Here is a 20,771-nt window from a genome sequence, read left to right as displayed (position 1 = left end):
CCCAGTCCAGCGAACCCGGGAGCTCCGCCCCATGACCACCGCCACGTCGCGTCGCGGCGACAGCAGGATCAGCCCCGTCTTCCTCGGCATCGTCACGGTCACGGCCGTGTCCGGCTGGGCGGTGTGGACGGACTACGCCGCAAAGCCCGGCTTCGCCGTGTTCCTGTTCGTGACGGCGGCGTGGATCGTCTCGCTGTGCCTGCACGAGTACGCGCACGCGCGCACGGCCCTGCACAGCGGCGACGTCACGGTCGGCGCCAAGGGCTATCTGACCCTCAACCCCCTCGTCTACTCGCACGCCCTGCTCAGCGTCGTGCTGCCCGTCCTCTTCGTGATCCTGGGCGGGATCGGTCTGCCCGGCGGCGCGGTCTTCATCGAGCGGGGCCGCATCCAGGGCCGCTGGAGGCACAGCCTGATCTCGGCGGCGGGCCCGTTGACGAACGTGCTGTTCGCGGTGGTGTGCACGGCGCCCTTCTGGCTGCACGCGCTGGACGGGGTGCCGGACACGTTCCGCTACGCGCTCGGGTTCCTGGCGTTGTTGCAGGTCACGGCCGCGATCTTGAACTTTCTTCCGGTGCCGGGCCTGGACGGGTACGGGGTGATCGAGCCCTGGCTGTCGTCGAACGTCAAGCGGCAGGTCGAGCCGTTCGCCCCGTTCGGCCTGCTCGCGGTCTTCGCCGTGCTGTGGATCCCGCAGGTCAACGCGTACTTCTTCGACGCGGTCGACGCGCTGCTGCGCGCGCTCGGCGTCCACGAATGGGACACGTACTGGGGCCGGAGGTTCTACCAGTTCTGGGAGGGCACCCCGCAGATCCCGACGGTCACGCAGTCGTAGTCGTCCCCGCGCGCCGGTCCTTCTCGGCCTTGGCCCTGCGCACGTAGAACCACGTCATGTTCGACGTGATGCCGGCGATGAGGACCCACACGATCCCGAGGAAGCTGCCCTCGACGAAGGACACCACCGCCGCCGCGACGGCGAGGACGCAGACGACGAGGGCGAAGAGTGCGATGCGGGGCATGGGGTCGGCTCCAATACGGCACGGCTCGGTGTTCGCCGACCAGTGTCCCCCATGCCCCGCGGACGCCCGAAGGCGCCCTGAACGTCGCTATACGTCCGTGATGCGCAGCCCCGCGTGCGCCTTGTAGCGGCGGTTGGTGGAGATGAGGTTCGCGACCAGGGACTCGACCTGGTGGGCGTTGCGCAGGCGGCCCGCGAAGACGCCGCGCATGCCGGGGATGCGGCCGGCGAGCGCCTGGACGAGGTCGGTGTCGGCGCGGCTCTCGCCGAGCACCATCACGTCCGTGTCGATCTGCTCGACCGCGGGGTCGGCGAGCAGCACGGCCGACAGGTGGTGGAAGGCGGCGGTGACGCGGGAGTCCGGCAGCAGGGCGGCGGCCTGCTCGGCGGCGCTGCCCTCCTCGGGCTTCAGCGCGTACGCGCCCTTCTTGTCGAAGCCGAGCGGGTTGACGCAGTCGACGACGAGCTTGCCCGCGAGGTCCTCGCGCAGCGCCTCCAGGGTCGCGCCGTGGCCCTCCCAGGGCACGGCGACGATCACGATGTCGCTGCGCCGCGCGCACTCGGCGTTGTCGGCGCCCTCGATGCCCTGGCCCAGCTCCTCGGCGGCGGCCGTCGCGCGCTCCGCGGCCCGGGAGCCGATGATCACCTTCTGTCCCGCGCGGGCGAACCGGTAGGCGAGGCCCTTGCCCTGCGGTCCGGTGCCGCCGAGCACGCCGACGACGAGCCCGGACACGTCGGGCAGGTCGTAGGGGTCCTTGGCCGGGGCCTTGGGGGCGTTCTGTGCACTGTCACTGGTAGTCATGGAGCGACCTTACTCAGCGACCTTGCTCAGGTGTCCGCACCGGTGAGCGCGGTCACGGGGATGCGCCGGAAGGTGATCGTCTCGTACGCCGAGAAGTCCCCGGTCTCGTACAGGAGGCCGACGGTAGCCGCGTCGACGCGGACGAGGTCGGCGTAGGCGGCGGGCAGCCCGTCGACGGTGTGGGCCCAGTGCCAGGTGACGCCGCCGTCGAGGCTTCGGCGGACGGTCATCAGGGCGCGGGAGCCGGGGTCGGCGGGGCCCGCGTAAAGCAGGACGTCCGGGCCGCCGAGGTGCAGGAGGCTGCCCTCGACGACGGGTCCGACGAGACCCGCCTGCGGCCGGAACGGTTTCACCAGGTGTTCACCTCCGTCGGCGGAGTGGGCGTCGGCACGGGTGCCGGGGGCGGGTGAATCGGTGCGGGCGTTGAAGTAAAGCCTGCCGTCGGGGAGTTGGGCGACGGTGGTCTCGTTGACGTTGAGATGGCCGTCGGTGTTGTCGTCGACGTAGCCGATCCGCCAGGTCGCGCCGTCGTCGTCGCTCAGCAGGCAGTGCCCGCCGTCGTACTTCCCCTCGGCCCCGGTGTCCGTGCCGGTGGGCGGCAGCGAGTGGTTGGCCGGGACGACGACGCGGCCCTCGCGGGTGAGCAGGGCGTGGCCGGGGGTGGTGGCGTACCAGCGCCAGGACGGCCGCTTCACCTGGCCGGTGATCTCACGTCCGGGCGCCCAGGTCAGCCCGGCGTCGTCGCTGTACGTGACCCAGACGCGGCGCCCGTCGGCGGCCGTGACCCGGCCGCGGCGGATGGCGTCCTCGGTGGCGGTGGCCGCGTTGCGGACGTGGACGAGCAGGACGCGCCCGGAGGCGAGCACGACGGGCGCGGGGTTGCCGGCGAGGTCGCGGCCGTTTGCGATGACGACCTGGAGCGCCCCCCAGGTGCGTCCGCCGTCCGTGGAACGGCGCAGTACGAGGTCGATGTCGCCGTGGTCCGCGGCGGAGGCCACTCGGCCCTCGCAGAAGGCGAGGAGCGTGCCGTCGTGCGTAGCCACCACGGCGGGGATACGGAAACTGGCGTAGCCGTCCTGTCCGGCGCGAAAAGGCACAGAGGTCCCGTGCGGTGCCTGCCTCACTCCTGTGTCGGTCATGCCCACCATGCTCCCCGCCGAAGGTAACTCCGGGTGAACGCGGCGAACCCGCGGGCCGTTCGGCCCACCCGCCCCTCGCAGCAGCGGGCGACACCGCCATGGGCGTAGCGGAATCCGTACGGCATCCGGTGCATATGCCCTCGGCGGGATCGGGGAGCGGGCCTACTCTGAGTCATCACGGTCTTCGGGACCGAACGGGGGAACACGGCATGAGCGACGCCGAGTTGCAGCAACTGCACCAGCACGCCGAGCGGCTCTTCGAGGCCGGTCCGGGGGTGCTCTTCCTGTACGGGGCGCCGGGCATCGGCAAGTTCCGGCGGGCGTCCACGATCGCGCGGGCCCTGCTCGGCAGGCAGGACGAGCGGCTTCGGCCGCTGGAGCTGCGCATGACCTCCTGGGGCGACGACCCGACGCGGTACGCCCTGCTGGAACTGTTGCGTGAACTGGACGCAGGTCTCTCGCGCCCCTGGGACATGTCGAACCATCAGTTGCGGGACGTGTACTACGACTTGACCCGCCGTCCGACCGTGCTGCTGCTCGACGAGGTCGACCAGTGGGGCGGCGTCAAGGACTTCCTGCTGCCCGACAGTCCGCACTCCCTGATCATCGCGAGCGGCGGCCGGCCGCTCAGCCAAGAGGATCTGGAGCGCGGCGGCCTCGACCCCGGCCAGGTCCACCAGGCCCTCGTGCGCGGTCCCGACCGCGCCAAGAGCCGGCGGATCTTCGCCGCCACGGCTTGTCGCGCCGCCACCACGCCCGAGGAGAAGGCGGATGTACACAGGTTGATCGATCTGTGCGAGAACCGGCCGCTGGCGCTGAAGCTGGCCGCCGGGATCTACCGGCGCGGTGCGAGCCGGAACCTGACGGCCCGCGACATCATCGACCGGGTACTGCCGGACACCGGCGCCGATGTCGCCGTACAACTGCTGCACTGGGTCTACCGGCATCTGAGCGACGACGAGCGGGAGCTGTTCCATCTGCTGTCGCTGACCACCCGGCCCGCCGTCGGACCGCACTCCGGGATCACCGTGCAGAGCCTGCGGCGCGGCGGCCGGGAGCGGCCCGCGCCCGTCGAGGCGGATGCCATGGGCGACCAGGGCCTGCGTGCGCTGACCTCGCTCGGCCTGCTGGAGCCGGGGGCCGAGCGGCGCTATCGGGTGAGCCCCACCGTGCAACGCTTCGCCCACGACCGGCTCGCCGAGCGGGAGCGCCTCGACCCCTCCGACCAGAATCTGGCCGAGGCGTTCAGGCGGTTCGTCGCGACGACGCCCGCGCTGCCCTGGATACCGCTGGAGAAGGGCGCCCTCGCCCAGATCGTCGCACCGCCACCCGACGGCAAGAACCTGGAGATGTCGGTCCGGGTGATGGCGGCCGACCTGTGCGACCACCTTGTGCAGCAACGCGAGTCGCTGGTCCTGGCGATGTTCCTGTACGTGGTCGAGCAGTTCGCCGACGACGTGCGCCGCGTCCTGGAACTGGCGGTGCACAGCGCCCTCGGTGTCCTCGACCGCAAGTCCGGCCACCTGGACGAGGCCAGGGACCGACTGACCTGGGTCCGCGGCCAGTACGCGGCCGCCTCCTGCCGCCTCTTGGAGGTCAGGACGCTGCGGCAGATCGGGGTGGCGTACTACCACGCCGGCGAGCTGCGCATCGCGGTGCACTATCTGCGCCGCGCCGCCGACATGGTGGCGGGGCAGCACGACGAGCACGTACGGGAGCGGGAGAGCCCCTGGATATCGCGGGTGCTGGGCACGGCCTACATCGACCTGGGGCGCCTGGAGGAGGCGCGGGGGCTGCTGACCGAGACCGCCGAACTGCACGAGGAGCACGGCAATCTGCTGGGAGGCGCCTGGACCCGCACCTTCCTCGCCAACTGCCTGCTCCAGATGCACGATCCGCAGCGCGCGAAGGTGGAGCTCGACCGGGCGCAAAAGGTCTTCACCGCGTACACGCCGCGCCTGTCGTTCGCACGGGCCTGGGCCTATCTGGCGCGCGGCCGGCAGATGTGGCAGGAGCCGGGCAAGCAGCAGCAGGCCCTGGAGCGGATGCGGCGCAGCCGGGAACTGTCCAGGCGGCTGCACGAACCGCTCGGCTCCGCCTATGCCGAGCTGGAACTGGGGCGCTGCAAAAGGGAGCTGGGCCGTCTGGACGCGGCGCGCCAGTCGCTCCAGTCCGCGCGGCGGGAGTTCGAGGAGATGGGCAACCGGCTGGGCCGGGCGTGGGCCTCCTACGAACTGGCCTTGATCCCGGACGGGTTGAGCCCCGCGGCGCTGTTGCTCGACGAGGCCGCGGGCGCCTTCGAACTGTGCGGGGACCGGCCGGCGCTCTTGCTCACCCGCCGTCAGCTCAAACGCCTGGCGGACAAGGAACGCCTCGACACGACGGACACCCGCGCGGGCGCCGAGCCGATCGCGGACACGGCGTGCCTGGTCTCGGTGGACCTGGTCGCCGCGGACGGACCGCCGGGGCCGGGGACGCGGGCGCGCACGGCGCGGCTGTGCGTGTCGGTCTACCCGGAGCTGGCGGTGCAGGAAGCCCTGGCCGAGAGCGCGCACCCGGAGTGCCGCGTCCTCGCCATGGCGCCGAACGCCACCGTGGAGCCGGGAGCGTCGTCGATCGATCCGCGCAGGGACGCGTGGCCGATGCAGGCGACGTTCGAGGTCCGGCGGGAGGAACCGGGCGTCGAGCCCGTCCGGTTCATCGTGCTGAACGAAGCGGCCGGGACGCTGCTTCAGGACGTCGAAGTCACGCTGAACATGAAATGAGTCGCGCCCATGGATTCCCACCCGTATCCCGCACCGCCCCAGGGGCCGCATGACCCCCCTGACCCGGAGGACTCGTACCGGTACCGGGCTCCCCGGCGACAGCCGCTGCTCAACGAACGGGAGAAGCAGACCCGGCGCGACGACATCATCGCCTCGCTCGGGACCGCCGTACCGCGCGAGGTGACCCTCGCCTTCACCCACTTCGCCGGGCACCACAGCTACGTGTGCAGACTTCTCTTCGCCGACGACCTGACGTCGGCCTGGTCCGCCCGGTGCGTGCGCAAGGAGCTCATCGGCACCACCGTGAGCGAACTGCGCGAGGCGTGGGACCAGGCCATCGACGCGCAGGGCTGGGCGACGCGGCTCGGGTCGGCCGGACCGCACGAGGACCGCTGGGAGCCGGTCTTCGGGAAGCTGGCGGCGGCGGGCCGCAGCGCCTTCGAGGCCATCTTCCTCAACCATGCGGACGCCCGGCCGATGAACGAGCTGACCGAGGCGCTGTGCGCGCGGCTGCGGTCCAGGCGGTGCGTGATCGGGGTGTGGTCGGACGAGCTGTTCGCGCCATGGACCTTGCTGTCGCTGCCACCGGGCGACGACATGGCCGAACCCCCAGCGGACGAGTACACGGAGGGAGACGGGGGGCGGCGGCGCACGGTCGCCGAGGTCATGGGCCCGCAGTTCCTCGGCTACCGCCACCTGATCGAGCACCGCAGCCTCAACCAGCCCGCCACGTGCGCCGGTTCACTGATCCCGCGCGGCGGCCCCGACGGGGACAGGAGCACGCCCGGCACGCTCGCCCTCGTGCACCAGGACCTGCCGAAGGAGCACGACAAGGTCCTCGACACTCTGGGCAGGGCCACGACCCTGGTGAACTGCATGTCGCGCGGCCCCGACTTCCTGGCCCTGCTGCACCCCGACAAGTTCAAGGACCAGGTCATCTACGTGTGCTGCCACGGCCAGGAACGCGGCCAGGACCCGGCCCGGCTGTACGCGTCCACCACCGCGTCCGAGGCCATCAAGGTGGGTGACGTGCTCCGCGCGGTCAGGGGCGACGACGACCGCGCCACCGCGCACACCTGCGGCATCCATCACCTGAAGGGCAACCCGCTGCTGTACCTGAGCGTGTGCAGGGCCGGGGACTTCACCCCGGTCAGCGGGGAGTCGGTGGCCCGCGTCCTGACCGAGCTCGGCACGTCCTGCACCATCGCTCCCGAGGTGATCACACCCAAGGTCCTCGCGGTCGAGCACGCGGAGCGTTTCTTCAGGCCGTTCCTGGAGGAGGGGACGGAGGTGGGCAGCCAGCTCCGCCGCATCACGCACGACCTCGCCCGCGAGTACGGCACCCTGCTCGGCCTCATCTACGGGGTCAAGGGCCGTTACGACGCCCGGCTCGCCCCGGCGGTGGCGTGATGACCGCCCCGCGGGCGGCGGCCACGCCGATCGCCTCGGACGTCGTGGCACTCGACCTCGACGAGACCGGTCTGCTCCGCCATCCCGACAGCGGGCGGCTGATCGAGGACGACGCGGAGCTGCCCGAACTCCTGCGGCAAACCCTCCGCGTGCCGGACACCGCCACCGACCTGCTGGTCTTCGTGCACGGCTGGATGACACCACCCGAGGAGGCGCTGCGCCGCGTCCAACGCCTCCTCGCCCTCACCGGCGACCTCTGGGACGGGCGCGGGAGCCGGTACGGGCGGCTGCCCGGCGCCCTGCGCCTGCTCCCCGTCGCCCTGCGCTGGCAGTCGGCCACCCGCTACCGCGAAGCTCGCGCCCGCGCCGGTGACGCCACCCTCCAGGGCCAGGCCGCGCACGTCCTCGCCGCGCTCCTCGGTTACCTGGACGAGCGGCGCACCCCGCCTCGTCCCGACGCGTCGCTGCGGCTGCCGGGCGGGCAGTACCTGCACTGCGTGGGCCACTCGTTCGGCTGCCGCTTCCTGTGCCAGGCCCTGCCGGAGGCCGGCCCGGCCGCGACCGCCCGCCGCCCCGAGCACGTGCTCGCGGGCCCGGTCCACCGCGACGGCCGCCACCCGTACACGGTCGACTCGGTGCTGCTCCTCCAGATGGCCGCGCCGCGACGCACTCTCGCCCACGATGGCAGTTATGCGGACCTGTTCGGGCGGGCCCCGGTCAGCGGGCCCGTCGCGCTCACCCACACGCGGCACGACCGGGCCACGGGGCTGTGGCACCTCCTGGCGGAGCGGCGGCGCGGCATCGGCACGGCGGGGCTGCGCACAGCGGCGGTCGATGTCCACCACACCCGGCTGCACGCGCCCGAACGTCCTTACATGGACGCGGAGTTGCATCACCGCCTGGTCGCCGTGAACGCCTCACGCGTGTACCGCGGAGGGTTCTGGACCTTTCCCGGCGCCCACTCCGACCTCTGGCACCCGGAGACCGCACACCTCCTCCTGAGCCTGATGGAGCAGGCCCGTGAAGCGACCCGTACGGGCGGACTTCCCGCGAACGCCCCGGACGCGGGCGCCACGTGAGGCACCATGCGTCCCCATGGACGCGGTACGAGTAGCCCTGTTGCGTGAGGTCCTCGCCGGGACCGAGTGGCCCGCCGCCACCCGTCGCTTCGCCGGGACGCTGCGCTCCTCGGTGTCGGCGCACGGCGGCGGGCTGCTGCTGGTGGGGTCGGCGGCGTACGAGCCGTGGCATCTGGCGGCGCACCTGGTGGACGAGGCGGCCTGGTCGGGCACGCCCGAGCTGGCGCCGACCCTCGTGCGGCACGCCGCGCGCCCCGACGACCCGGCCCATCTGGCCGTCGGGCTCGGCCGGCTCGCGGCGGCCAAGCGCGGTGAGACGCTGCTGGTGGTGGCGCCGGACGCGGTGGGCGGGCCCCTTCTGGAGCGGGTGCACGACGCCCGCCGGGCCGGGGCGACGGTCCTCGCGCTCGACGCAGGGCCCGCGGGCAACGGGGACCTGCACGCCATGGCGCACGACGCGCTGACCGTACCCGGCGACACCGACCTCGACCTCGATACCGTGCAGCACCTGGTCAGCGCGGCGGCCGGGGAGAACGGCGGGCACACCCCGCGCGGCCGACGCGGTTTCCGTGACCGCCTCTCCCGGCTCGCGGACCACCTGACGGCGCCGCCACCGGCCCGCTGGTGAGGGTCCGCCCGTCAGCACCTCAGCTCGCGTCGTCCTCCCCGCGCGCCGTCGCGTCGTGCCACTTCGGGTCGTTCTCCCACTGGAGGTTCTTCTCCCGCGCGGTGGCCATCGCGTGTTCCGCCTCCCCGCGGGACGCGTACGGGCCGAACCGGTCCTTGGCGGGGCAATCGGGCCCCTCCTCGACCCTCTGGTGCTCCAGGCAGTAGAACCACTCGCCCGGCTTGCCTGCGGTCCGCTTTTTGAACAGGGCCACGGCCGACTCCTCTCCTCGGTAACGCTCAGGGCCATGGTCCCCCACGGCCGCTCGATACACTCGCTGGCATGTCTGGCCAGTCGACGCAGTCGTCACCCACCGCCCTCGTCCCGGGGGTACAGTCCCCCATCCGTTCCGTGCCGGGCAACATCCGGCGCCCCGAGTACGTCGGCAAGCCCGCGCCGACCCCGTACAAGGGACCGGAGGTCCAGACCCCGGAGACGATCGAGGCGATGCGCGTCGCGGGCCGGATCGCCGCGCGGGCGATGGCCGAGGCCGCGAAGGCGATCGCGCCGGGCGTCACCACCGACGAGCTGGACCGGATCGCGCACGAGTACATGTGCGACCACGGTGCCTACCCTTCGACGCTCGGATATCGCGGCTTCCCCAAATCGCTGTGCACAAGCATCAACGAGGTCATCTGCCACGGCATCCCCGACTCCACGGTGCTGCGCGACGGCGACATCATCAACCTCGACGTGACGGCGTACATCGGCGGCGTGCACGGCGACAACAACGCCACGTACCTGGTGGGCGACGTCGACGAGGAGTCGCGGCTGCTCGTCGAGCGCACCCGTGAGTCCCTGGAGCGCGCCATCAAGGCCGTGAAGCCGGGCCGCCAGATCAACATCATCGGCCGGGTCATCGAGTCGTACGCGAAGAGGTTCGGCTACGGGGTCGTGCGCGACTTCACCGGCCACGGCATCAACACGTCGTTCCACAGCGGCCTGATCGTCCCGCACTACGACAGCCCGCACGCGACGACGGTGATCCAGCCCGGCATGACGTTCACGATCGAGCCGATGCTGACGCTCGGCACGTACGAGTACGACATGTGGGCCGACGGCTGGACGGTCGTCACCAAGGACCGCAAGCGCACGGCGCAGTTCGAGCACACGCTGGTCGTCACGGAGACGGGCACGGAGATCCTGACGCTGCCGTAGCCCGCGGGCCCGTGCGGGTTCCCCGCGTTCCCCCGGACCACGCAGCGGGTACGTGTTTTACCGACAGGATGTCGGGAAAGCCGCGGAGGCTCCATGGACCCCTCGTTCTCCACTCTCATCCGTACCGCCTCGCACGAGCAGCACACCGCGGCCGAGACGTCGACGTTCCTGCGCGACCTGCTCGGCGGCGCGCTGGGCGTCGATGCCTTCGCGCGCTACACGGAACAGTTGTGGTGCGTCTACGCGGCACTGGAGAGCGGCGCGGAGCACCTGGCGGACGACCCCGTCGCGGGCCCTTTCCTCCGGCCGGAGCTGCGGCGCCTGCCCGCGCTGGAGCGCGACCTCGCGCATCTGCGGGGCCCCGGTTGGCGCGAGCGGGTCTCGGCGCTGCCGGCGACGGCGGCGTACGCGGCGCGGGTCGGGGAGTGCGCCCGGTCCTGGCCGGCCGGTTATGTGGCCCACCACTACACGCGCTACCTGGGCGATCTCTCCGGCGGCCAGATCATCCGCGACCGCGCGGAGCGGACGTGGGGGTTCGCGCGCAAGGGCGACGGGGTGCGGTTCTACGTGTTCGAGGAGATCGGCAACCCGGCCGCGTTCAAGCGCGGGTACCGCGCGCTGCTCGACGCCCTCGCGGTGGACGAACTGGAGAAGCAGCGGGTGGTGACGGAGTGCGGAGCCGCGTTCGCGCTGAACACGGCTGTGTTCCGGGCCCTGGGCGAGGAGTTTCCGGTGGCCGCCTAGGCGTACCTGGTCCTAGGCGCGCAGGCGCACCCGGCCGCCCACCTCGACGAAGCCTCCGGGCTGCGGTGCCGTCAGGAGCTGGGAGCCGCTGCCCTGGCGGATGTTCAGGGCGCGGTCGAGGCGGGCCGTGAGCAGGAGCGCCGCCGCGCCCGTGGCCTCGTCCTCGTCGATGCCGTCGTCGCGCCCGGGGAAGGCGCGGGCCCTGATCCGGCCCGCCGCCTCGTCCTCCCAGGCCCACGCGTACAGCCACTCCCCCGGCGGCGGCACCTCCAGCGCGTCCACCTCGGCCGCGGAGCCGTACCGGCGCAGCGTGCGCGGCGGGGCCCACTCGGGGCGCGCCTCGATCCAGGTGAACTCCCCGTCGAGGCGGGCCCCGACGACGCCCGCGGGCACGACCAGTTCGGCGACGTCGAGCAGCCAGGCGGCGCCGACGCAGGGGTGCCCGGCGAAGGGCAGGCGCAGCGTCGGTGTGTAGATGTCGATGATGCCGCGCTCGGGGTCGTCGACGAAGACGGTCTCGCTGAAGCCCAGTCCGGCCGCGAAGGCCTGGCGTTCCTGTCGGCCGGGCAGGAGGGCTCCCTCGCGGACGACTCCGAGCTGGTTGCCGTGACGGCCGTCGGGCCCGCAGAAGACATGCAGTACGTCGTGGTCCACCGGGGAAGTGAACCACGCCCGGGCGCCCGCTCCCGCCACCGCTTGACCACCCTTTGACCACCCCGTGGGTCGCCCGAGGGTCGTCTGTGTCCGGGCCGCGACCAGGCGCTTCTCATGAGAGGTGAATCACGGGACGAACGGGTAGCACTAAGGCAAGCCTCATATAAGTTAGGGCCGCCTTTGTACCTGTGTACTTCCTTTGTAGCTGTGTACTTTCTTGGAGCCCGCATGCGAGCCGTACGTCTCTCCGCCGCCACCGCCGTCGCCACGGTGGCGGCTCTGACCGTCGTGACGGGATGCACCGAGAAGAGCGACGCCAAGGGTGGTTCCGGCGCCATCGAGGTCACCGCAACCGACGACGCCTGCAAGGTGTCGCGGACCGAGTTCCCCTCCGGGCACGTCGAGTTGGCCGTCGAGAACAAGGGCTCGCGCGTCACCGAGGTCGAGATCCTCTTCCCCGACGACCGCATCGTCTCCGAGCGCGAGAACATCGGCCCCGGCACCAAGCACACCCTGACCGCCGAGGTGAAGAGCGGCGCCTACCGCATCGCCTGCATCCCCGGCATGAAGGGCAAGGGGCACCGCCAGGACGTGACGGCGACCGGCGGCAAGGCCGTCAAGCGCGACCCGCGCCTCGACGACGCCGTGGCCGCGTACCGCCAGTACGTGCAGGCGCAGGCCGACGCGACGCTGCCGGACGTGAAGACCTTCACGGACGCGGTCCGCGCCGGCGACGTGGAGGCGGCCAAGAAGGCGTACGCACCCTCGCGCATCGGCTGGGAGCGCACCGAGCCGGTCGCCGAGTCGTTCGGTGACATCGACCCGCGCGTCGACGTGCGCGAGGACGGGCTCGAGGACGGCCAGGACCCGAAGACGGACTGGACCGGCTGGCACCGCCTGGAGAAGGCGCTGTGGCAGGACAAGAAGATCGGCGCGCGCGAGAAGCAGCTCGCCGACCTGCTCGACAAGGACCTGAAGGACTGGCAGCGGCGCGTCGGCAAGGCCGAGATCACCCCGACCTCGATGGCCAACGGCGCCAAGGAGCTGCTCGACGAGGTCGCCACCGGCAAGGTCACCGGCGAGGAGGAGCGCTACTCGCACACCGACCTCGTCGACTTCAAGGCCAACGTCGAGGGCGCCGAGAAGGCGTACGGCCTGCTCAAGCCGGTCGCCGCGGAGAACGACAAGGCGCTGACCAAGGAGCTGGACAAGCAGTTCGCGGCGCTCGACAAGCTCCTCGGCACCTACCGCGAGGACAAGAAGGCGTACGTCTACACCTCCTACGACAAGGTCGGCAAGGCGGACCAGAAGGAGCTGTCCGACGCGGTCAACGCGCTCGCGGAGCCGCTGTCGAAGCTGGCCGCCGCGGTCGTGAAGTAGCCACGAAGTGATCGGGAACGACACCGAGGATTCCGCCATGACGGACAACTCCCCCGCCCCGTCCCGGCGTTCGCTGCTCGCGGTGGGCGGCGCCGGGCTCGCGCTCGGCGCCGCGGCCGCGGGCGGCGCCGTCGCGCTGACCCGCTCCGACGGCGACGACATGCAGCCGGCCGCCGAGTCCGGCGGCGCGGTCCCGTTCCACGGCCCGCACCAGGCCGGTATCGCGACGGCCGTGCAGGACCGGCTGCACTTCGCCGCGTTCGACGTCACGACGGACGACCGCGAGGAGTTCGTGCGGCTCCTGAAGGACTGGACGAAGGCCGCCGCGCTGATGACCGAGGGGCGCCCGGTCGGCGAGGGCGCGTACGGCGGGCTCGCCGAGGCGCCGCCGGACGACACCGGCGAGGCGCTCGGCCTCAAGGCGTCGCGGCTCACCCTGACGATCGGTTTCGGCCCGTCCCTCTTCGAGAAGTACGGGAAGGCGTTCGGGATCTCCGGGCGGCGGCCCGAGGCGCTGGTGGAGCTGCCGAAGTTCCCCGGCGACAACCTCGACAAGGCCCGCAGCGGCGGCGATCTGTGCGTGCAGGCCTGCGCGGACGATCCGCAGGTCGCCGTGCACGCCATCCGCAACCTGGCCCGGATCGGCTTCGGCAAGGTCGCCATCCGCTGGTCGCAGCTCGGCTTCGGCAAGACGTCGTCGACGACGCCGGACGCGCAGACCCCCCGGAACCTGATGGGCTTCAAGGACGGCACCCGCAACATCGCGGGGACGGACACCGCGCGGCTCGACAAGCACGTGTGGGTCTCCGACGAGGGGTGGATGAAGGGCGGCTCGTACCTGGTCGCCCGGCGCATCCGCATGAACATCGAGACGTGGGACCGTACGTCGCTCCAGGAGCAGGAGGACGTGTTCGGACGCGACAAGGGCGTGGGCGCGCCGGTCGGCAAGGCCAAGGAGCGCGACGAGCCGTTCCTGAAGGCGATGAAGCCGGACGCGCACGTGCGGCTCGCGCACCCCGACTCCAACCACGGCGCGACGCTCCTGCGGCGCGGCTACTCGTTCACGGACGGCACCGACGGTCTGGGCCGCCTGGACGCCGGGCTGTTCTTCCTCGCGTACCAGAAGGACGTGCGCGAGGGGTTCATCCCGGTGCAGCGCAGCCTCGCGGCGCACGACGCGCTCAACGAGTACATCCAGCACGTGGGGTCGGCGGTGTTCGCGGTGCCGCCCGGGGTGCGCGACACGGACGACTGGTGGGGCCGCGGCCTCTTCGAGAACAGCGGGAACGGGGCCTGAGAGATGTTCGCGAACTATCTGATCGGACTGCGTGAGGGTCTTGAGGCGAGCCTCATCGTCTGCATCCTGATCGCGTACCTGGTGAAGACGGGCCGCAAGGACGCCCTGAAGCCGGTGTGGCTGGGCATCGGCGCCGCCGTGCTGCTGGCGCTGGTGTTCGGCGCGGCCCTGGAGTTCGGCTCGCAGGAGATGACGTTCAAGGCGCAGGAGGCGCTCGGCGGTTCGCTGTCGGTCGTCGCCGTGGGCCTGGTGACGTGGATGGTGTTCTGGATGCGGCGCACCGCCCGGCACCTGAAGGCCGAACTGCACGGGAAGCTGGACACGGCGCTGCGCGCGGGCACGGCCGCGCTGGTCGTCACGGCGTTCCTCGCCGTCGGCCGGGAGGGTCTGGAGACGTCGCTGTTCGTGTGGACGGCGGTGCACGCCACCGGCAACGGCACGGTGGAACCGGTGGCCGGGGCGCTGCTCGGCCTGGCCACGGCGGTGCTGCTCGGCTGGCTGTTCTACCGGGGCGCGCTGCGGATCAACCTGGCGAAATTCTTCACGTGGACCGGCGCCATGCTGGTCGTCGTGGCCGCGGGCGTGCTGGCGTACGGCTTCCACGACTTGCAGGAGGCCGACTTCATCGGCGGTCTGAACGATCTGGCGTTCGACATCAGCGGCACGATCGCCCCCGACGGCTGGCTGGGCACGCTCCTGAAGGGCGTCCTCAACTTCCAGCCGGACCCGACCGTCCTCCAAGTCACCGTGTGGATCGCCTACTTGGTGCCGACACTGGCTCTCTTCTTCGCCCCGCCGGGGCTGCTGTCCCGCAGGGGCGCGGCGCTGGACGCCTCCTCTTCCCGGTAGGGTTCGGCCCCGGGAAGGGGAAGGTGAGAACAACGTCATGAGCGAGGTCAGGATCGGGCTCGGCAGGTCCGTCGCGGCGGTGGCGGCGGTCGCCGCGCTGTCCCTCACGGCGAGCGGCTGCGTGACCGTGCACGGGGAGCTGGAGGTCGTGCCCACGACGACGAAGGCGCAGGCCGCGCGCGCCCTGGACACCTTCGTCACCGCGTACAACAAGGCGGACAAGACCTACGACCGGGCCGCCGACGCCCCGTACGTCACCGGGGCGCTCGGCGCGATCGACGCGGCCAAGCTGAAGGCGGGCCGCACGGTGAACCCGGGCGGCAACCCCAAGTACACGCCGCTGAAGCTCACCGACTCCCGCTTCACCGTCCCGAAGAAGGCCGGCTGGCCGCGCTGGTTCGTCACGGACAGCGCCAACAACCGGGTCGCGAACTCGCGCTGGGTCATGGTCTTCACCCGTGACTCCGAGGACGAGCCGTGGGCGGTCTCGTACCTCACGCTGTTCCGCGGCGACACCCTCCCGGAGTTCAAGAAGGACGAGGACGGCTGGGCCGAGGCCGTCGCCCCGGGCGCGAAGGGGCTCGCCGTGCGGCCGGGCGACCTGAGCCGGAAGTACGCCCGGTACCTGGAGGACGGCGGCCCCGGGTTCGCGGCGGGGCCCTACACCTCCGAGTGGCGCGCGTCGCGCAAGAAGAACGAGTCGCGGCCGGGGCTGTCCACCCAGTTCATCGACGAACCGCTGACGTCCGGCGACTACGCGCCGGTCGCGCTGCGCACCGAGGACGGCGCGGCGCTCGTCTTCTTCACGACGCGGCGCTACGAGAAGCAGACCGCGTTCGCCGGCAGCGACCTGCCCGCGATCAGCCCGAGCGTGAAGGCGCTGATGACGGGGGACGCGAAGCAGGCGGCGATGTACGGGTACGTGTCGAACCAGACGGCGCTGGTCCCTCCGGGGGGTTCTGCCGGTGAAGGGGTGCGGGTGCTGAACCGGGTCGAGGGGATCACCACCGCCGAGGGGTCTTGATCACTCGCGGGGCTGTCGTGGGCGTTTCGGGGCTCCGCCCCGGACCCCGCTCCTCAATCGCCGGAGGGGCTGGTCGTTGGAGGGGCTTGATCTGGTTACGGCCAGGCCGAGGTGTAGTCCGGTTCCGCTCCCGCGTGGCGGGCGCAGGCGTCGGTGAGCGCCTCCAGCAGGGTCAGCGGGTCCGGCAGCGGGTGCTCGGGGCCGCGGATCCAGCTCACCGCGCGGTCGCCGGGCAGCCGGGCCGGCGGGACCAGGACGTAGGAGCCGCGGCAGTGCCAGCGCATGCCCGGGTGCTCGTCCATCGTCTCGGGGTGGCAGTCCAGCTCGCAGGGCCACCACTCGTCCTCGTCCTCGGGCGTACCGCGGGTCGCCGTGAAGAAGAGCATGCGGTCGCCGCCCGACTCGGCGACGGGGCCGACGTCGATGCCCCGGGACAGCAGCCTCTCCAGCGCCTCGCGGCCGGCCTCCAGCGGTACGTCCAGGACGTCGTGGACCATGCCGGTCGCGGTGATGAAGTTGGCCTGCGGCTGGTGCCGGGCCCACCGCTCGATCTGGGCGCGGTCCGTCGTGGACTGCGTCTGCCAGGCGAAGGAGACGGGGTGGCGGCCCGGGGTGGGACAGCCGATGCGGTTGCAGGAACATCGGTAGTCGGCGGGGTGGGCGGCCGGGGCGAGCGGCAGCCCGGCGGCGGCAGCGGCGAGCAGCAAGGACTCGCGGCTCTCGTCGGCCCGGGTCTCCTTGGGGGCTCTGGCCGACTTCAGCCAGTGGGCGAACCTCCCCAGACCCGAGCGAGTGCTGTCACCGTGCTCCGCGCCCATCTATCCCCTTGCCACACCGTCGACTCGTGCCGGGTGCCGGACGACCCCGGGCTCCCATGGTCCCACCATCGCGCTGCCGGAGAGGCCACAGGGTGTCATTGCCCTATTTACACCTAATTGCACACCTACCGTGTGGGCCATGGTCACTCTCGCCGTCAAGGCCGTGCCGGTCGTCGGCCTCACCGGTGCCCTCTGTCTGACCGTGGTGGCCCTCACGGTCCCGTCGACGGGGGGCGGCGGTCCGGTCGCGGTGGAGGCCCTGCCCCGCATCACCTACACGGCGCACCGCGGCGGCGCCCTGGAGGTGCCGGAGAACAGCATGTCGGGGCTGACGGCGGCGTTCCGGCGGGGCACCGCGCAGGTCCTCGACCTCGACACGCGGATGCTGCGCGACGGCACCCTCGTCGTCATGCACGACGCGACGCTGGACCGTACGACCTACTCGGCGGGCCCGGTCGCGGCGCTGGACCGGCCGGCGTGGCGGCGCGTGCTGCTGCGGCCCAGGCCGTCGCTGCCGGGCCTGTGGCTCCCGGAGCGGCCCCCCACGGTCGCGGAGGTGCTGGACCGGTTCGGCGGCAGGACCGTGCTGATGCTGGAGGCCAAGGACCCGGCGAGCCTCGGCCGGCTCGCCCGGCTGGTCGAGGAGCGCGGGCTGACCCGCTCGGTGCTGGTCAACTCCAACAGCCCGGTCGTCGCGGAGCGCGCGCACCGGCTCGGCCTGATCACGCAACTCTGGCGCTCCGCACAGCAGATGAGGACCGACCGGCCCGAGCTGTGGGCCTCCTACGTCGACGTGCTCGACATGGACCACGCGGCCCGGGACGCGGACCTGGTGCGGGCGGTGCGCTCGGGGGTGCGGCACGTGTGGGCGCACACCGTGAACACGCCCCGGGACCGGGACCGGGTGCTGCGGCTCGGCTGCGACGGCGTCATCACGAACGCGCCCGGGCTGCTGCGGGCTACGCCTGTTACTGCTTCCTCGGGCGGGCGCTGATCCCGTAGAGCGCGTACTCGACGAGCTTGTCGGCGTACGCGTGGTCGAGCGGGCCCGTGTACTGGAGCCAGCGCTGGGCGAGCGGGGAGACGAACAGGTCGCGGGCGACGGTCGGGTCCACCTCCGCGCGGATGTCGCCCGCCTCCTGGGCGGCGCGCAGCCGGTCGGTGTACAGGTCGAGGCCGGGCATGAGGAGCCGGGTGATGAACTCCTCGGCGAACTCGTGGTTGGCGACACCCTCGGCGGCGAGCGCGCGGGCCGGGGCCTCGAAGCGGGGGTCCTTGAGCTCGTCGATCGTGGCGCGCAGCACCAGCTTGAGGTCGGTCTCCAGGTCGCCGGTGTCGGGCAGGCCGGTCGTGGTGACGGGGACGGGGTACTTCTCCGCGGCGGTGCGGGCGTTCTGCTCGTTGATGTCGAGGAAGGCCTCCATGAGGACCTCGGCCTTCGATCCCCACCAGCGGTAGATGGTCTGCTTGCCGACACCGGCGCGGGCGGCGATGCCCTCGATGGTCGTGCGGGGGTAGCCGATCTCGCCGATCAGGGCGAGGGCGGCGTCGTAGATCGCACGGCGCGAGCGCTCGCTGCGGCGGGCCGAGTCGGGGGCCGTCTTCTTCGGGGCGCGGTTGGACGTGTCAGACATGGTTCGAATGTAGCAGCGGACGAGGCGAGACGTGCCGTCTCGAAAGTTGGCGATAGGCGATTGACAAGACGGACCGTCTCGTCCAGAGTGTGAGCGTCGGCAAACGAGACGAGCCGTCTCGTTTTGAGATCGTGCCGACGTGATCCGACGAGTGAGGAGTACGTCATGACCCGAGGTGGAGCAAGCGGCATGCTGGGCGTCGGCGGAACCCGTCGCAACCTTTCCCGCAAGGCGCTGCGCGGCGGTGGCCGAGGCGGTCAGGTGGGCGGCGGGGCCGTTGATCCGGTGGCACAGAAGCGAGAGTTGTTGCGCACGTTGCGGGAGAGGCGCGGTTCCGGCAGTACCTCGTGATCCGACCCTGTGAACCACCCGTTCGGTGCACATCCCTGAGGGCTCCTCCGACCGCACCATGGGCGCAACAGACCCTGCGGTTGTGAGGAGCCCTCATTGCGTGAGCCGTATGCCGGGTGTTCCGCCGAACGACGCGCCACACCCCGGCGCTACCTCATGTGCCCACCGGCACATTTCAAGGTCACCTACTCGATCAACCCGTGGATGGACCCGGCGAAACCCGTCGACGTCCCGCTCGCCGTCGCCCAGTGGGAGGACCTGCGCGACCGGTACCGCGCGCTCGGCCACACCGTGGAGGTGCTCGACCCGCGGCCGGGACTGCCCGACATGGTCTTCGCCGCCAACGGGGCCACCGTGGTCGACGGGCGGGTGCTCGGGGCGCGGTTCGCGTACCCGGAGCGGGAGGCGGAGGCCGCCGCCCACCTGGAGTGGTTCCGGGCGCACGGCTACCCCGAGGTGCACGAGCCGGTGCACGTCAACGAGGGCGAGGGGGACTTCGCCGTCACCGCCTCGTACGTGCTCGCGGGCCGCGGCTTCCGGGCGTCGCCGCTGTCGCACGGGGAGGCCCAGGAGGTGTTCGGGCGGCCGGTGATCGGGCTCGACCTGGTGAACCCGCGCTTCTACCACCTGGACACGGCGCTCGCCGTGCTCGACGACAACGCGGACGAGGTCATGTACTACCCGGCCGCGTTCTCGGCGGGGAGCCAGGACGTGCTGCGGCGGCTGTTCCCCGACGCGCTGATCGCCGAGGCGCCCGACGCGGTCGCCTTCGGCCTGAACTCGGTGTCGGACGGGCGCAACGTGCTGATCCCGCAGGGCGCCGTCGGGCTGTTCGGACCGCTCAGGGAACGAGGGTTCGTGCCCGTCGCGATGGACCTCTCGGAGCTGCTGAAGGGGGGCGGGAGCGTGAAGTGCTGCACGCTCGAACTCCGCTAGACCTGCTGGCCACGACCGGCCCACGGGTCGCCCCAGTCCGCGTCCCGCGCCTCCTTGTACAGCGCCCCGTGCTTCTTCGTCACCGTCGTCCGGGCCAGGCCGCCCTCCGCCACGCACAGGTCCAGGAGCACCTGGCCCTTGCGGAGCTGGGGGCGGCGGATCACCCGGGCCGCGGCGGGCGCGGGGCGGAAGCGGGTGGCGGCGACGTAGGAGAACTTCTCGTCCTCGTACGCCAGTGAGCCGCCCTTGACCTGGCGGTGCAGGGAGGAGCGGCTGACCCGCACCGAGAAGTGGCACCAGTCCTCGCCGGGGGCGATCGGGCAGGGGCCGCTGTGCGGGCAGGGCGCCGCGATGTGGAAGCCCGCGGCGATCAGCCGGTCGCGGGCCTCGATGATCCGGGTGTAGCCGTCGGGGGTGCCGGGCTCGACGACCACCACCGCGCCGTGTCCGGGGTGCGCCGCCCGAGCCGCCGCGTCGACGACCGCCGCCCGGTCGGCGTCGGTGAGTTCCTTCAGGACGTACGAGATGGTGACCAGGTCGGTCGCGGGCAGCTCCTGCGCCGCCCCGATCCGGGCCCGCTCCCACCGGACCGATTCCGCCAACCGCCGGTCGGCGTCGGCCAGTTCGCGGCCGAGTGCCAGCGCCGGTTCCGACCAGTCGAGGACGGTGGTCGGGCGGACCCCGGGCAGCGTCGCGCGGGCCGCCCACACCGCCGCGCCCGTGCCGCCGCCGATGTCCACGTGCCCGGCGGGCGCCCAGTCGGCCGGGGCCGCGTCGCGCAGGGCGCCGAGCGCGGAGCGGACCGCCTCGAACGTGGCCGGCATCCGGTAGGCCGCGTACGCCGCGACGTCCGCCCGGTCGCGCAGGATCGGCGCCCCGGTGGGGGTGGTGCCCCGGTAGTTCGCGATGAGCCGGTCCACGGCGCGGGCCGCCTGCGTGGGCGGCAGGCCGTCGAGGAGCCCGGCGAGCGCCGAGCGCAGGGTGTCGGCGGGCTCGGCGGCCGGGGTGGTCTCGGTGGGGTCGATCGGGGCGTTCACCCGGACGAT

At 72.0% G+C, this 20,771-nt stretch carries 22 protein-coding genes; 14 read left to right on the top strand and 8 right to left on the bottom strand.

All coding sequences use genetic code 11. The annotated features are described in order from the left end of the window. The first annotated feature begins 31 nt into the window (after positions 1-31). Positions 32-835: a site-2 protease family protein gene (locus ACIRF8_RS06145; protein ID WP_404211314.1), complete on the top strand. Its 804-nt coding sequence runs from the start codon at positions 32-34 to the stop codon at positions 833-835. Here ACIRF8_RS06145 and ACIRF8_RS06140 read toward each other — a convergent pair. From ACIRF8_RS06140 to ACIRF8_RS06130, 3 genes are all read right to left on the bottom strand, one after another. After that, the gene (locus tag ACIRF8_RS06140) at positions 822-1,019 is read right to left on the bottom strand and encodes a hypothetical protein (protein WP_404211312.1); all 198 of its coding nucleotides are present in this window, start codon (positions 1,017-1,019) and stop codon (positions 822-824) included. The genes ACIRF8_RS06145 and ACIRF8_RS06140 overlap by 14 nt on opposite strands. An 87-nt stretch (positions 1,020-1,106) precedes the next feature. Continuing rightward, positions 1,107-1,820, bottom strand: a complete 714-nt coding sequence (gene npdG, locus ACIRF8_RS06135) for an NADPH-dependent F420 reductase (protein WP_404211311.1) — start codon at positions 1,818-1,820, stop codon at positions 1,107-1,109. A gap of 26 nt (positions 1,821-1,846) precedes the next feature. Then, positions 1,847-2,959: an exo-alpha-sialidase gene (locus tag ACIRF8_RS06130; protein ID WP_404211309.1), complete on the bottom strand. Its 1,113-nt coding sequence runs from the start codon at positions 2,957-2,959 to the stop codon at positions 1,847-1,849. 209 nt (positions 2,960-3,168) lie between these two features. On the opposite strand from ACIRF8_RS06130, the gene ACIRF8_RS06125 reads away from it, so the two are divergent. From ACIRF8_RS06125 to ACIRF8_RS06110, 4 genes are read left to right on the top strand one after another with little or no spacing between them, the layout of a single operon-like run. Continuing rightward, positions 3,169-5,724, top strand: coding sequence for a hypothetical protein (locus tag ACIRF8_RS06125; RefSeq protein ID WP_404211307.1), 2,556 nt, complete (start codon positions 3,169-3,171; stop codon positions 5,722-5,724). Positions 5,725-5,733: 9 nt separating this feature from the next. After that, complete coding sequence (locus ACIRF8_RS06120) at positions 5,734-7,134, top strand: hypothetical protein (RefSeq protein WP_404211305.1); 1,401 nt, start codon at positions 5,734-5,736, stop codon at positions 7,132-7,134. Continuing rightward, entirely contained in the window at positions 7,134-8,213 is a 1,080-nt protein-coding gene (locus ACIRF8_RS06115) for a hypothetical protein (protein ID WP_404211303.1), read from the top strand. Before ACIRF8_RS06120 ends, ACIRF8_RS06115 begins: the two co-directional genes overlap by 1 nt. A gap of 16 nt (positions 8,214-8,229) precedes the next feature. Continuing rightward, complete coding sequence (locus tag ACIRF8_RS06110; RefSeq protein WP_404211302.1) at positions 8,230-8,841, top strand: hypothetical protein; 612 nt, start codon at positions 8,230-8,232, stop codon at positions 8,839-8,841. Between the two features lie 19 nt (positions 8,842-8,860). Here ACIRF8_RS06110 and ACIRF8_RS06105 read toward each other — a convergent pair whose 3' ends face one another. Continuing rightward, complete coding sequence (locus tag ACIRF8_RS06105; protein ID WP_404211300.1) at positions 8,861-9,094, bottom strand: hypothetical protein; 234 nt, start codon at positions 9,092-9,094, stop codon at positions 8,861-8,863. A gap of 68 nt (positions 9,095-9,162) precedes the next feature. Here ACIRF8_RS06105 and map point away from each other — a divergent pair, with 68 nt between their 5' ends. Both map and ACIRF8_RS06095 read left to right on the top strand, forming a co-directional pair. Then, positions 9,163-10,038, top strand: coding sequence for a type I methionyl aminopeptidase (gene map, locus ACIRF8_RS06100; RefSeq protein WP_404211298.1), 876 nt, complete (start codon positions 9,163-9,165; stop codon positions 10,036-10,038). Positions 10,039-10,131: 93 nt separating this feature from the next. Continuing rightward, positions 10,132-10,782: a heme oxygenase (biliverdin-producing) gene (locus tag ACIRF8_RS06095; protein WP_404211296.1), complete on the top strand. Its 651-nt coding sequence runs from the start codon at positions 10,132-10,134 to the stop codon at positions 10,780-10,782. A gap of 12 nt (positions 10,783-10,794) precedes the next feature. Here the strand turns inward: ACIRF8_RS06095 and ACIRF8_RS06090 are convergent, their stop codons facing one another. After that, entirely contained in the window at positions 10,795-11,436 is a 642-nt protein-coding gene (locus tag ACIRF8_RS06090) for a PhzF family phenazine biosynthesis protein (protein ID WP_404211294.1), read from the bottom strand. 228 nt (positions 11,437-11,664) lie between these two features. On the opposite strand from ACIRF8_RS06090, the gene efeO reads away from it, so the two are divergent. From efeO to ACIRF8_RS06070, 4 genes are read left to right on the top strand one after another with little or no spacing between them, the layout of a single operon-like run. Further along, positions 11,665-12,816 (top strand): iron uptake system protein EfeO, encoded by a 1,152-nt coding sequence (efeO, locus tag ACIRF8_RS06085; protein WP_404211292.1) that lies wholly within the window; start codon positions 11,665-11,667, stop codon positions 12,814-12,816. A gap of 37 nt (positions 12,817-12,853) precedes the next feature. Continuing rightward, positions 12,854-14,113, top strand: coding sequence for an iron uptake transporter deferrochelatase/peroxidase subunit (efeB, locus tag ACIRF8_RS06080; protein WP_404211290.1), 1,260 nt, complete (start codon positions 12,854-12,856; stop codon positions 14,111-14,113). A gap of 3 nt (positions 14,114-14,116) precedes the next feature. After that, on the top strand, positions 14,117-14,962 hold the full coding sequence (gene efeU, locus ACIRF8_RS06075; protein WP_404211289.1) for an iron uptake transporter permease EfeU: 846 nt from the start codon (positions 14,117-14,119) through the stop codon (positions 14,960-14,962). 37 nt (positions 14,963-14,999) lie between these two features. Next, the gene (locus tag ACIRF8_RS06070; RefSeq protein ID WP_404211287.1) at positions 15,000-15,986 is read left to right on the top strand and encodes a hypothetical protein; all 987 of its coding nucleotides are present in this window, start codon (positions 15,000-15,002) and stop codon (positions 15,984-15,986) included. Between the two features lie 95 nt (positions 15,987-16,081). Here ACIRF8_RS06070 and ACIRF8_RS06065 read toward each other — a convergent pair whose 3' ends face one another. Then, positions 16,082-16,804: a bifunctional DNA primase/polymerase gene (locus ACIRF8_RS06065; protein ID WP_404211285.1), complete on the bottom strand. Its 723-nt coding sequence runs from the start codon at positions 16,802-16,804 to the stop codon at positions 16,082-16,084. Between the two features lie 139 nt (positions 16,805-16,943). Here ACIRF8_RS06065 and ACIRF8_RS06060 point away from each other — a divergent pair, with 139 nt between their 5' ends. Beyond that, a complete protein-coding gene (locus ACIRF8_RS06060; RefSeq protein WP_404211283.1) occupies positions 16,944-17,798 on the top strand; it encodes a glycerophosphodiester phosphodiesterase in 855 nt (284 codons plus the stop codon). Here the strand turns inward: ACIRF8_RS06060 and ACIRF8_RS06055 are convergent. Then, positions 17,773-18,438 carry a TetR/AcrR family transcriptional regulator gene (locus ACIRF8_RS06055; RefSeq protein ID WP_404211281.1) on the bottom strand — a complete coding sequence of 222 codons (666 nt, stop codon included), beginning with the start codon at positions 18,436-18,438 and terminating at the stop codon, positions 17,773-17,775. The genes ACIRF8_RS06060 and ACIRF8_RS06055 overlap by 26 nt on opposite strands. A 165-nt stretch (positions 18,439-18,603) precedes the next feature. Between ACIRF8_RS06055 and ACIRF8_RS06050 the strand changes: the two genes are divergently transcribed. Both ACIRF8_RS06050 and ddaH read left to right on the top strand, forming a co-directional pair. After that, complete coding sequence (locus tag ACIRF8_RS06050) at positions 18,604-18,789, top strand: DUF6243 family protein (protein ID WP_404211279.1); 186 nt, start codon at positions 18,604-18,606, stop codon at positions 18,787-18,789. A gap of 96 nt (positions 18,790-18,885) precedes the next feature. Next, positions 18,886-19,725 (top strand): dimethylargininase, encoded by an 840-nt coding sequence (gene ddaH / locus ACIRF8_RS06045; protein WP_404211277.1) that lies wholly within the window; start codon positions 18,886-18,888, stop codon positions 19,723-19,725. Here ddaH and ACIRF8_RS06040 read toward each other — a convergent pair. Next, the gene (locus ACIRF8_RS06040; RefSeq protein ID WP_404211275.1) at positions 19,722-20,762 is read right to left on the bottom strand and encodes a small ribosomal subunit Rsm22 family protein; all 1,041 of its coding nucleotides are present in this window, start codon (positions 20,760-20,762) and stop codon (positions 19,722-19,724) included. The genes ddaH and ACIRF8_RS06040 overlap by 4 nt on opposite strands. Positions 20,763-20,771 lie beyond the last annotated feature (9 nt).

The organism is Streptomyces sp. NPDC102406, assembly GCF_044765725.1.
In the GTDB taxonomy this organism is placed as follows: domain Bacteria; phylum Actinomycetota; class Actinomycetes; order Streptomycetales; family Streptomycetaceae; genus Streptomyces.
This window is presented reverse-complemented; position numbering and strand designations above follow the sequence as displayed.